This is a genomic window from Burkholderia sp. IT-111MI5 (genome assembly GCF_949752865.1).
GTDB lineage: Bacteria > Pseudomonadota > Gammaproteobacteria > Burkholderiales > Burkholderiaceae > Burkholderia > Burkholderia pyrrocinia_C.
The window spans coordinates 495045-506669 of sequence record NZ_CATKIF010000022.1 but is presented as its reverse complement, the minus strand read 5'-3'; the positions used below and the strand labels follow the sequence as shown (position 1 = coordinate 506669).

Below are 11625 nucleotides of genomic sequence, written 5' to 3'. Positions count from 1 at the left end.
TTCAGCGAAGCAAATTCGCGCCGAACCGCAACGCAATCGTCTGAGGAAACCGTGAAATCCATCATTGTCACCATCGCCGCCGTCGCCGCTACCGCCACCGCTCTTCTCGCCGCACCGGCCGCGTCGTACGCGCAATCGTCGCACTCGACGCTCACGCGCGCACAAGTGCGCCAGGAACTGCTCGACCTCGAATCGGTCGGCTACGAGCCGATTGCCGGCGACGGCGACAACTATCCGGGCGATATCGTCGCCGCGCAGGAACGCCTGGCCGCCAAGCGCCTCGCCGAACGCAAGAGCGCGGAAGCAGCCTACGGGGCGAACGGCGCAGCGGGCTCGGATTCGGGCGCGCCGGCGGTTGCGCCGGTAAGGCAATAACGCGCTGCCGGTCGTTTCTGAGGAGCAGGCCCTTCCGGGCCGCCGGCGACCGGGACCTCCATGGCACGTAGCGTTGCTCGCTGTCGCCCGGGCGGCCAGGTACCCGATACGACGCAAGCACGGAACCGGAAGCCGGAGGAACGCCCGTCCGGCTAAAATACCGGCCTGCCGCGCCTCCTGCCGCGGCCGGAGGACATCAATCATGACCGCACGTCGCGGAGCCGCGGTCGTCATCGCGCCCAGCCACGAGACAGCCAGCCTGTCGAAAGCCCAGAAGACGTTCAATACGCTCGTCGAGCAAATCGAAAAACGGCGCGAACGTCTCGGTGCGTGGGAAGCCGTCATGCCGGTCTTCCAGAAAAAATTCGTCGACGGGCTGTTGCCGCTCGAACAGGCGTCGACGGCGTTGCGGATCAGATTGCTCAATCTGCTCGACGACGCGTTCCTGCAGAAGGGCTTGAGCAAGGCCGAGCAGCGCACGCTGTCCGCACTGATCGCCGATATGGCGCGCAACCTGCTCGACGTCAGCGACGACGTGCAGTTGAAAGTCATCTACAACCGGCACAGCGCATCCGACAACGAAGGCAACGCAGCGGCCGATCTCGAGCAGATGAAGCCGGAACCGGCGCCGATGCCGCGCATTGAACCGGCAGACGACCTCGACACGCTATCGCCCGACGAACTGATCGAGCGCATGCAAGCCGAACAGGACGAACAGTTCAAGCGCGACATGGCCGACCACGAGGCCCGCGAAGCACAGCGTGCGAAGCGCAAGAAAGCACCCCGGCAATCGGCCGCGGCGGCCAAACGCGAAGCCGAGCAGGCCGAATCGAGCAAGTCGATCCGCGAGGTCTATCGCAAGCTCGCGAGCGCGCTGCATCCCGATCGCGAAACCGATCCCCGTGAACAGCAACGCAAGACGGTGCTGATGCAGCGGGTCAACCACGCTTATGCGAAGGGCAATCTCCTGCAACTGCTGGAGCTGCAACTGGAGATCGAGCAGATCGACCGGCGCGCGATCGCCGGCCTCGGCGAAGATCGGCTGACGCGCTACAACGGCATCCTGGAGGAACAGCTCCGCGAGCTGGATCAGGAGATCCTGCACGTCGAGACCGGTTTCCGGCGGACGTACGGAATCGCGTCGTCGGTCAAAGTGGCACCCGATACCGTGATGCGCATGCTCACGCGCGACATTGCCGGCATGCAGCGCAGCAACCACGACCTGACCGTGGCGCTGCGCGAATTCGACGATCCGGAAAACGTCCGGGACTGGCTGAAGGACATGAAGCGCCGGCCGGCTTCCTCCCGCTTCGACGACGATCCGTTTTAAGCGCGCACGCGCTGTACCCGCAGAACGTCGAGCGTCACTGCGGCTCGCCCATCCCGCCCATCAGCGTCATCAACTGTTCGCGCAGCCACCGGCTGCCCTGGTCCTGATCGGCGCTGCGATGCCAGTAGCAGAAGTATTCGAGACCCGGCATCTCGAACGGCAGTTCGAGGATCCGCGCCGGATAGCGCTGCAGCAGCCGCAGCGGCGCCGTCAGCGCGAGATCGCCGCGCATCGCAATCAGCGGCGCGACCATGTAGTGCTGCACGCGCATCTGGATGTTGCGGCGCAGCCCGAGTCGCGTCAGTTCCGCGTCGACGTGCCCGCTGCCCTTGCGGCGGCTCGACACGTGGATGTGCCCCATCGACAGGTAGTCGTCCATGGTCAGCATGTCGCCCTTGAACGGGTGATCGTCGCGGATCATGCACGCGTAGCGGTCGCGCACGAGCAGTGCCTGGTGCAGATGCGGATCGCCGATCAACGGCGCGTCGATCGCGATGTCGACCGAGCCGTTCGCGAGCGCGGTGGCCACTTCGCGGCGGTCCATCGTGTAGCTGCGCACATGCATGCCGGGCGCATGCGTTTGCAGCAGTTCGCCGAGCGCCGGCAGCAGCAGCGCTTCGGTCAGGTCGCTCATGCTGAGCCGGAACACGCGCGCCGACGAAGCGGGATCGAACACGTCGCCTTCGTGCGCACTCGAATCGAGCAGCTGCAGCGCCTCGCGCACGCGGCCGACGATGTTCTCGGCCATCGGCGTCGGCATCATCCCGGCCGGCGTGCTGACGAACAACGGATCGTTCAGCGTCTTGCGCAACCGTGCCAGCGCGTTGCTGACGGCCGGCTGCGTGAGGTTCAGCACCTCGGCCGCCCGCGTCAGGTTGCGCTTGTTGTAGATCGCCTCGAATACGACGAACAGGTTCAGATCAATCTTCGAAAGGCGCATCGCCGGATCTCCTTGCCGGCATCTTACGGCGTGCGCCGTTCGTTCGTCCATGCCGGCCCCGCGAGCGGCACCAGACGCGTTGCGCATCCCGGCGCACCGCTCAACCGCGCGGCGGCGGCGTCAGGTAAGGCGCGGTCGAACCCGGCTCGCCGTCCTTGATCTCCATCCGCGCGATCGCCTGCAGGTGCACCTCGTCCGGGCCGTCGGCGAAGCGCAGCGCGCGGCCCCAGGTCCACAGATCGGCGAGCGGCGTATCGGGGCTCAACCCCGCCGCGCCGAACACCTGCATCGCGCGGTCGCAGACGTCCGTATACACGGTCGGCACGAGCGCCTTGATCATCGAGATTTCCTTGCGCGCGGCCTTCGCGCCGACCTTGTCGATCATCCACGCGGCCTTCAGCACCAGCAGGCGCGCCTGGTCGATCTCGATGCGCGAGCGCGCGATCCATTCGCCGACGGTGCCGTGCCGGTTCAGCGGCTTGCCGAACGCGACGCGCGACTGCGCGCGATCGACCATCAGCTCCAGCGCGAGCTCGGCCGCGCCGATCGAACGCATGCAGTGATGGATGCGGCCCGGCCCGAGGCGTGCCTGCGCGAGCGCGAAGCCGCTGCCTTCGTCGCCGAGCAGGTTGCGCGCCGGCACGCGCACGTTGTCGAACGTGATCTCGCAGTGCCCTTCCGGCGCGTGGTGATTGACCACCGTGATGTTGCGCACGACCGTCACGCCCGGCGTGTCGCGCGGCACGAGGATCATGCTCTGCTGCTGGTGCGACTCGGCGCCGGGATCGGTCTTGCCCATCACGATGAAGATCTTGCAGTTCGGATGCGCGGCGTTCGTGATGAACCACTTGCGGCCGTTGATCACATACTCGTCGCCCGCGCGCTCGATGCGCGTCGTGATGTTCGTCGCATCCGACGACGCCACGTCGGGCTCCGTCATCGCGAACGCCGAACGGATCTCGCCGCGCAGCAGCGGCAGCAGCCACTGTTCGCGCTGCTCGGGCGTCGCGAACATGTGCAGCAGCTCCATGTTGCCCGTGTCCGGCGCATTGCAGTTGAACACCTCCGACGCCCAGCTCACGCGCCCCATGATCTCGGCGAGCGGCGCGTATTCGAGGTTCGTCAGGCCCGTGCCGGGCTCGTCGCCCTTCAGGTGCGGCAGGAACAGGTTCCACAGCCCCTCCGCCTTCGCGCGTTCCTTCAGTTCCTCCATGAACGACACGGGATACCGGCCCGCATGCACTTCCTCGTTCCACTGGCGGATGCGCGGCACGATGTGCGCGTCCATGAACGCGCTTACGCGCTCACGCAGTTCTTCCACTTTCGGGGTGTAGCCAAAGTCCATGATCGACTCCTCGAGATTCCGTTTTGCGTTCTGTCAGAAGGCCGAGACACCGCCGTCGACGGCGACGGCCTGCCCGGTCAGGTAAGTGTTTTCCTTCGCACACAGCGTCAGCATCGTCGCAACGATTTCGTCGGGCCGGCCGAGCCGCTTCATCGGCGAGCCCTGCGCAAGAAAATCCTGGCGATCGCCGATATCGCTGTCGGTGACCATCGGCGTCGTGCTGTAGAACGGGCACACCGCGTTCACGCGAATGCCGTGACGCGCGTATTCGAGCGCAGCCGTCTTCGTGAGCCCGACCACCGCATGCTTCGACGCCGCGTACGCGGCCAGCTTCGGCGCGCCGCCGAGCCCGGCCATCGACGCGACGTTCAGGATCACGCCTTCGCGCTGCGCGAGCATCTGGCGGATCTGGTGCTTCATCCCGAAGAACACGCCCTTCGCGTTCACCGCGAAGCTCAGGTCGAGATCGGCTTCGTCGGTGTCGATCAGCGCCTTCATCGGCGGTGCGATGCCCGCGTTGTTGATGCCGACGTCGAGCCGCCCGAAACGCGCGGCGGCTTCGTGCACCAGCGCCGCGACGTCCGCTTCGACACGCACGTCGCAGCGCTGCGCGATCACGTCGGCGCCGGCCGCGCGCAGTGGCGCGGCCACGCGTTCGAGCGCTTCGCCGTTCAGGTCGCCGAGTACCAGCCGCGCGCCCATCGCGGCCAGTTCGCTCGCGAGCAACGCGCCGAAGCCGCTTGCGGCGCCGGTGATCATCACGGCCTGCCCGGCGTAGCTGTCGATTTTCATCGTGCGCTCAGATCGTCAGGCCGCCGTCGACGACGATGCATTCGCCGTTCGTGTAGCTCGCCGCGTCCGACACGAGATACAGCACGGTGCCGGCCATCTCACGCGGCTCCGCGTGGCGGCGCAGCGGGATCTTCGCCATCCAGTTCTCGTAGATGTCCTTGTCGGCGAACAGCGCGCCCGCGAACTTCGTTTTCGTCAGGCCCGGCAGCAGCGCGTTCACGCGGATGCCGAGCGGCCCGCATTCCTTCGCGAACGCCTTCGTCATGTTGACGACCGCCGCCTTCGTGATCGAGTAGATGCCCTGACGATCGCCCGGCTGCAGCGCGTTCACCGACGCCGTGTTGACGATCGCGCCGCCGCCGTGCGCCTTCATCAGCTTGCCGGCCTCGACCGACATGAAGAAGTAGCCGCGGATGTTCACGTCGACGGTCTTCTCGTACGCAGCGAGATCGGTATCGAGGATGTGCCCGAAATACGGATTCGCGGCCGCGTTGTTCACGAGGATGTCGAGCCGCCCGTGCTTGCCGCGGATATGCTCGAACGTCGCGGCGATATCTTCCAGCCGCCCGACGTGGCACGCCAGCGCCTCGGCGCGGCCGCCCGCCGCGACGATCGCGTCGGCCACGGCCTGGCAGTCGTCGAGCTTGCGGCTCGACACGATCACGTGCGCGCCCTGCTCTGCGAGCAGCTTCGCGATTTCCTCGCCGATGCCGCGGCTCGCGCCCGTCACCAGCGCGATCTTGCCGGTCAGGTCGAACAGATTCGTTGCCATGTCGTTGTGCTCCTCCATTGATGGTTTGTCGTGTCGCCGTTCTGCGATCCCGGCGATGTCAGCGATTTCAGTGATTTCAGCGATGCGCGTCGATCACGCCGACGGCCAGTTCGGCCAGCCGCCCGGCCATTTCGCCGACGCGCAGCGCTTGCTCGCTCGACGCGTTGCCCTGCAGCGCGCGCGCCTTCACGCCCTGCGCGATCGCCGCGAGGCGGAAGAAACTGAACGCGAGATAGAAGTGCCAGTCGCGGATCGGCTCGATCCCGCGCAATTCGCAATAACGCGCGACGATCGCCGCTTCGTCCGGCACGCCGAGTTCGGCGCGATCCAGGCCCGCGATCCCGCGCACCTGCCCGCCGGACGGCAGCCGCAGGCACATGCAGAAATACGCGAGATCGGCGAGCGGGTTGCCGAGCGTCGACAGTTCCCAGTCGAGCACGGCCTGCACGCGATAGCTGTCGCGCGCGAACATCAGGTTGTCGATCCTGAAATCGCCGTGCACCAGCGCCGGCCGGCCCGTGTCCTCGGGGCACGCCTTCGGCAGCCAGTCGATCAGCGTCTCCATCGCGTCGAGGCGCCCGGTTTCGGCCGCGCGATACTGCTTCGTCCACACGCCGATCTGGCGCTCGAAGTAATTGCCGGGGCGGCCGTAGTCGGCAAGGCCCACCGCGTCGACGTCGACATCGTGCAACGCGGCCATGGTCCGCAGCAGCGCGTCGTAGCACGCCGCGCGATCGGCCTTCGGCAGTTCCGGCAGCGCGGGATCCCAGAAGATCCGGCCGTCCTCGAAGCTCATCACGTAGAACATGCTGCCGATCACGTCGCGGTCGACGCACAGGTGATACGGACGCGCGACCGGCACCGCGGTGCCCGACAGCGCGGTCAGCACGCGGAATTCGCGGTCGACCGCATGCGCGGATTTCAGCAGTTCGCCCGGCGGCTGGCGGCGCAGCACGTAGCGGCCGCTCTTCGCGTGCAGCAGGAAAGTCGGATTCGACTGGCCGCCGGCAAATTTCTCCGTGTCGACCGGGCCTTCGAAGCCCGGCACGTGCGCTTCCAGATAGCGCGTGAGGCGGGCAGTGTCGAGTTGCTGGGAAGGGTTCGTCATCGTCGCGATCATTCGTGGGTCAGCCGTAGGTTCGCAGCGCGAGTCGTTCGGGATCCTCCAGATGCGGGATGCCGTTGAACGACGCGAGGTGGAACGCATCGGCGTTGAAGAAAAACTGCGAAAGACTGCTGTTGCGGATCTGCAGGTTCAGCGCGATCGCGCTCGACGGCGGCGCCGCGAGCACCTGCTGCACGGTGACCGCGATCGGGCCGCCGGAGCTCACCGCGAGCACGCGCTGGCCGCCGCCGTGGCGGATCGCGGCGCGCGCATCGGCGACGCGCTGCTGGAACTGCGCCCAGGTCTCGGGGGCCGCATCGCCGAGCTTGTCCTCGGACCACAGCTGCAGCACCTGCCGGAGCGCACGGAAATATTCCTTCATCGATCCGTCTGCGCGCCGCGCGATCTCCGGATAGTCGCCGGCGGCCGCCGCGAACAGCCCGTGGAAATCGTATTCGTTCAGGCCCGGATGACGGTCGTACGGCACACCTTCGCGGCCCATCCCGCGCAGGATCGCGTCGACCGTCTGCGCGTGGCGGTTCAGCGTGCCGCAGATCACACGGTCGAACACCAGGCCCTGCCGCGCGAAGTATTCGCCGAGCCAGACGCCCTGCTGCTCGCCGGCCGCGGAAAGCCGGTCGTAGTCGTCGGTGCCGAACGACGCCTGCCCATGCCGTACCAGAAAGAGTTCAGCCATCGCATGCCTGCCGGATCAGAAGAATTCAGCATAACGAGCGGGGGTGCATTTTTGAAATTTATTTTCTGAATCGAACAGTATTCACCCCATGAATTCAACCGCCCCAGCCAGGCTCGTTCGCGACACGCGGCCCCGCGGCACGCAAATTGCGGCGCCAACCGCCGTCAAGTCGACAACGTTCCAGGAGGGATGCGATGCTCGGTACCATCCTTATCGTCATACTGATTTTGTTGCTCATCGGAGCATTTCCTACATGGCCGCACAGCCGAAGCTGGGGCTATTGGCCATCGAGCACGGTCGGGCTGATCGTCGTCATCGTCGTCGTGCTGGTGCTGCTGGGTCAAATCTGACGTCCGGCGGCGCCGGTCGTGCTGCCGGGAAGCCTGTTCGGGGCCGGTTACGCCGGCCGCGTGAATCCGGATCAGCACTTCGCCGCGCCCCGGCGGTGTCCTGCCGGGAGCGCGGCCGCATGGCGCCGCTTACTCGCGCGTCCAGCCGTTCTGATAGAGCTGCCCGGCCAGCACACCGAGGCGCGACGCAAGCACGTAGTTCTCGCCGTCCTCGATCAGCGCCGAACGCACGTCGCGGAACAGCTTCTCGATCGGGAACTCGCGCGTGGTGCCGTTGCCGCCGAACAGCTGGAACGCCTCGTGCGTGATCTTCATCGCTTCCTCGGTCACGCTCACCTTGGCCTGCGCGGTTGCATACGGATGGCTCTGCGGCGACAGGCGCGAGAACGCGAGGCTGCGGCGCGCGATCGCACGCGCCATCTCCAGCCGGCGCAGCATCTCGCCGATGCGCAGGTGCGTCATCTGGTGATCCATCAGCAGCGCGCCGCCCTGCTTGCGCTCGTGGCAATACGCGAGCGCCAGTTCGAACGCGGCGCGCGCCGCGCCGACGAACACCTGGCACATGTGCGTGCCGGCGTACGACCACGTCGAAGCGAGGTTGCCGAGATAGTCGTCCTTCAGCGCGACCGCGAAGCGCTTCGGCACCTTCACGTTGTCGAAATAGATCTCGCCCTGCGGCAGCGCGCGCTGGCCGATCTTGTCGAGCGGCTTGCCGCGCGACACGCCCGGCAGATCGAGCGGCAGGATCATCGCGATGCCGTTCGTGAATGCGCTGCGCTCGCCTTCGCCGTAGAACCCGTCGCCGTAGTCGGCCGCCATGTATGCGAGCGCGACCTGCGCGACCGACCCGTTCGAGATCCACGCCGAGCTTTGCCCGTTGATCACGATTTCATCGGCGCCGACCTTCGCGGACACGTTGCCCACCGGCTGCCTGCCGTTCGCGCTGAGTTCCTGCCGATACAGGATGGCCGCGTCCGACCCGCGATCGGGCTGCGTGTTCATCCAGCAGCCGACCTTGCCAGCGCACATCTCGATCAGTTCCTGATTGCCGACCGTCTGCGCCATCATCAGCGGCATCGTCGCGGCGCCGATCGACACGGCGAGGCCCGAATCGCCCCAGCCGAGTTCCTCGCCGATCAGCGACTCGATGCGCACGGCCGTCTCCGGCGGAAACTGCGCGATCAGTTGCGGATCGAGCCCGAGCTTCGCACTCTCGACGATCGCGGCCCAGTACGGCGAGCCGGGTGCGATCACCTCCTCCGGCGTCATCCGGTCGAGCTCGCGGCCGATCGGCCGCAGCACGTCGCGCGCAAAGCGGTGAACCGTGTGCTGGATTGCGCTTTCCTCTTCGCTCAGCGGCGTCTCGAAGCCGGTCAAGCCGACCAGCGGCAGCGCCGCGGACTTGTTCAGACGAATCATCTCCGTTCTCCTCCTGGACTCGAATCATGTCGACCAGGCAGCGGACGCGCCCGGCCATCCCACACCTAGTAACACATACCAAACATAGGTCATCATGGCAAACACAGGGAGCAAAAAAAAGACAGGGTATTCCCCTGTCTGCTCCTGCGTGGCGGCTGTGAGGTCCGGCCGCTATTTGCCGGCGGGCACCACTAACGTGCCATAGGCGAGCGCGCGAGACGTCGCCGCGAAATACGCGTCGAGCGCCTGCGTGTGCCGCCCGGTGCCGTACTGCATCGCGAGGCCGTCCGCCAGCGCGATGAGCATCGTCGCCGCATGCCGGCTGTCGGCCGCGCTGAATGCGGGATTGACGGTGCGCAGCAGTTGCGCGAGATCGCGCGTCAGCGTCGCATACCATTCGTCGTAAAGCTTGAAGCACTCGGGATCGGTCGCCGCGAACGACAGGAAGTGCCGGAACAGTGCGTTGTACTTGGCATCCTTCGCATCGCGGATCGAGCGCTCCACGATCTCCTCGAACACGTCGCGCGGCGACGCGTCGCTGCTGAGCGCGCGCTTCATGTCGTCCAGGTATGTATCGATGACCGGCTCGATGACGGCCCGCAATACGGCGATCCGGGTCGGGAAGTAGTACTGCAGATTGCTGACGCTGATGCCTGCCGCCGCGGCAACCGCGCGCTGCGAGAATTCCAGCGGGCCGCCTTCCAGCAGCAGCTTCCGCGCGACACGAATAATCGTGTTGCGGGTGCGCAGGCCTTGCGCCCGCAAACCGTCCGGGTTGCTTGCCGCTGCGGTGGTCGCAGTCGAAGTGCGCCGCTTTTTGCCGCTGCGCTGCTCGTTGGGCACTGTCATCGTGTTCGTCGTGAAGGTGGCGTTTCGGCTTCGTCGAATTGACGCTCCGTACCTTACGGAGCGCCAACGACTATACCCGATGCGAGCCTCATTTTCCATCGAGCCGCCCGTCGGCGGGGCAGTCCGGCCGGATGCACGTTTCAGCGTCGTGACGATCGCTTGCGCCGCTACATCTTCCGCGCCTTGCGGTTCACGCGCTCGTCGAGCAGGTTCGCGACGCCGAGCATCGCATTCATCGCGCACCATCGCAGCGGCTCCGGCGGCACCGATGGCGTCTTGTGCGTCAGCGCCTCGAGCAGCGGCGATTGCTCGCCCTGGATCCGCTCGGCCAGCACGCGCCCGATCAGCGACTGCGTGCCCACGCCATGCCCCGAGCATCCGGCCGTATAAAACACGTTCCCGTGCTTGCCGGCCGCGCCGACCACCGGCAACGCGTCGCCGGCGAACGAGATATAGCCGCTCCAGCACGCGCGCACCGGCACGTTGCCCAGTTGCGGAAAGCGCGCGTGCAGCGCCTTCACGAGCGCGCGATACGCGTCGTCGTCCGGCACGTTCGGCGTCTGCGAACCGTAGACGTAATGCAGCCGCTTGGTCGTCAGCAGCAGCGTGTTGCGGGCGGTGAGGCGATGGCTCTCCATCGTCAGGTGCGACGTGACGATGCCCTCGCGACGCGGCCAGCCGAGCGCCGCGAGTTGCGCATCGGACAGCGGCTCGGTTTCGAGCGCCGACACGCGCAACGGCATCACCTTGTCGCCGAGCAGGCCGAGCTGCGGCGTGTAGGCGTTGGTGGCGAGCACCAGCACCGGCGCACTCGCGCTGCCGCGTGCCGTGCGCACGCGCACCGTCTCGCCTTCGTCGAAATCGAGCAGCGCGGTGTTCTCGTAGAGCTTCACGCCGGCCGCGAGCGCGGCGCGCCGCAACCCCGTCACGTACTTGCCGGGATCGAGCGTGCCGCCGCCCGGCACATACGCGCCGAACAGGAAGGCCGGCGGAATCCCGCGCGCGCGCATCGCCGCGCCGTCGAGAAACTGCGCGGGCGAGCCGAGTTCGATGCCGGTTTCCATGCTCTCGCGCAAACGCTTCTCCTGCGACGGATGCACGCCCGCGCGGATGATGCCCGACGCACGGTAGTCGCAGTCGATCGCATATTCGGCGAGCTTGCGCTCGACGTAGGCCACGCCTTCGTCGTAAAAGCCGACGATCTGCTTTGCCTGTTCGCGCCCGACGCGCTTGAGAAACAGCTCGTATTCGAGCCCCTGGCCACCGGCGAGATAACCGGCGTTGCGCCCGCTCGCGCCGAAGCCCGCGAACTCGCGTTCGAGCACGACGACGCTCGCGCCGCGCGCGGCCAGTTCCAGTGCGGTGGACAGGCCGGCAAAACCGGCGCCGACGACGATCACGTCCGCGCGGACGTCGCCTTCGAGCTGCGGCTGCGCATCATCCGGCGCCTCGATCCATCCGCCGACGGGACGATACTTCTGCAACGCGGCGTCGGCCCGGATTTCCTCGCCCCAGCGCGCCAGCGGCCCGGCCGCGGCCGCGCCCACTGCCTGCATCGACGCCGCCGCGCCGACGCCGTCCGGCGCGCGCCGCGCCGCCTGCCCTGCCCGCCCGAGCGCCATCGCGCCATGTGCGTCGCTCATGTCCGCCT

The 11625-nt window shown here is 66.8% G+C and carries 12 protein-coding genes; 3 read left to right on the top strand and 9 right to left on the bottom strand.

Going from position 1 to position 11625, the window contains the following annotated elements; genetic code table 11:
* Positions 1-51: 51 nt before the first annotated feature.
* Together ACM6JT_RS20705 and ACM6JT_RS20700 are read left to right on the top strand one after the other, a co-directional pair.
* A complete protein-coding gene (locus ACM6JT_RS20705) occupies positions 52-375 on the top strand; it encodes a DUF4148 domain-containing protein (RefSeq protein WP_414857159.1) in 324 nt (107 codons plus the stop codon).
* Positions 376-577: 202 nt separating this feature from the next.
* A complete protein-coding gene (locus tag ACM6JT_RS20700; RefSeq protein WP_414857208.1) occupies positions 578-1705 on the top strand; it encodes a molecular chaperone DnaJ in 1128 nt (375 codons plus the stop codon).
* A gap of 34 nt (positions 1706-1739) precedes the next feature.
* On the opposite strand, the gene ACM6JT_RS20695 is transcribed toward ACM6JT_RS20700, so the two are convergent.
* The 6 genes from ACM6JT_RS20695 to ACM6JT_RS20670 form a co-directional block, all read right to left on the bottom strand.
* A complete protein-coding gene (locus ACM6JT_RS20695; protein ID WP_414857158.1) occupies positions 1740-2645 on the bottom strand; it encodes a LysR family transcriptional regulator in 906 nt (301 codons plus the stop codon).
* A 100-nt stretch (positions 2646-2745) separates the two neighbouring features.
* Positions 2746-3990, bottom strand: coding sequence for an acyl-CoA dehydrogenase family protein (locus tag ACM6JT_RS20690; protein WP_407971776.1), 1245 nt, complete (start codon positions 3988-3990; stop codon positions 2746-2748).
* Positions 3991-4023: 33 nt separating this feature from the next.
* On the bottom strand, positions 4024-4782 hold the full coding sequence (locus ACM6JT_RS20685) for an SDR family NAD(P)-dependent oxidoreductase (protein WP_217588476.1): 759 nt from the start codon (positions 4780-4782) through the stop codon (positions 4024-4026).
* Positions 4783-4789: 7 nt separating this feature from the next.
* Positions 4790-5554 (bottom strand): SDR family oxidoreductase, encoded by a 765-nt coding sequence (locus ACM6JT_RS20680; RefSeq protein ID WP_034181113.1) that lies wholly within the window; start codon positions 5552-5554, stop codon positions 4790-4792.
* A 76-nt stretch (positions 5555-5630) separates the two neighbouring features.
* A complete protein-coding gene (locus tag ACM6JT_RS20675) occupies positions 5631-6662 on the bottom strand; it encodes a phosphotransferase (RefSeq protein WP_414857157.1) in 1032 nt (343 codons plus the stop codon).
* 19 nt (positions 6663-6681) lie between these two features.
* The gene (locus ACM6JT_RS20670) at positions 6682-7356 is read right to left on the bottom strand and encodes a histidine phosphatase family protein (protein ID WP_131948186.1); all 675 of its coding nucleotides are present in this window, start codon (positions 7354-7356) and stop codon (positions 6682-6684) included.
* A gap of 194 nt (positions 7357-7550) precedes the next feature.
* Between ACM6JT_RS20670 and ACM6JT_RS20665 the strand changes: the two genes are divergently transcribed.
* Positions 7551-7706 carry a DUF3309 family protein gene (locus tag ACM6JT_RS20665; RefSeq protein ID WP_072438058.1) on the top strand — a complete coding sequence of 52 codons (156 nt, stop codon included), beginning with the start codon at positions 7551-7553 and terminating at the stop codon, positions 7704-7706.
* 129 nt (positions 7707-7835) lie between these two features.
* Here ACM6JT_RS20665 and ACM6JT_RS20660 read toward each other — a convergent pair whose 3' ends face one another.
* From ACM6JT_RS20660 to ACM6JT_RS20650, 3 genes are all read right to left on the bottom strand, one after another.
* The gene (locus ACM6JT_RS20660) at positions 7836-9125 is read right to left on the bottom strand and encodes an acyl-CoA dehydrogenase family protein (protein ID WP_217588472.1); all 1290 of its coding nucleotides are present in this window, start codon (positions 9123-9125) and stop codon (positions 7836-7838) included.
* A gap of 171 nt (positions 9126-9296) precedes the next feature.
* Positions 9297-9974 (bottom strand): TetR/AcrR family transcriptional regulator, encoded by a 678-nt coding sequence (locus tag ACM6JT_RS20655; RefSeq protein ID WP_207921117.1) that lies wholly within the window; start codon positions 9972-9974, stop codon positions 9297-9299.
* A gap of 167 nt (positions 9975-10141) precedes the next feature.
* On the bottom strand, positions 10142-11617 hold the full coding sequence (locus ACM6JT_RS20650) for an NAD(P)/FAD-dependent oxidoreductase (protein ID WP_217588471.1): 1476 nt from the start codon (positions 11615-11617) through the stop codon (positions 10142-10144).
* Positions 11618-11625: the final 8 nt, after the last annotated feature.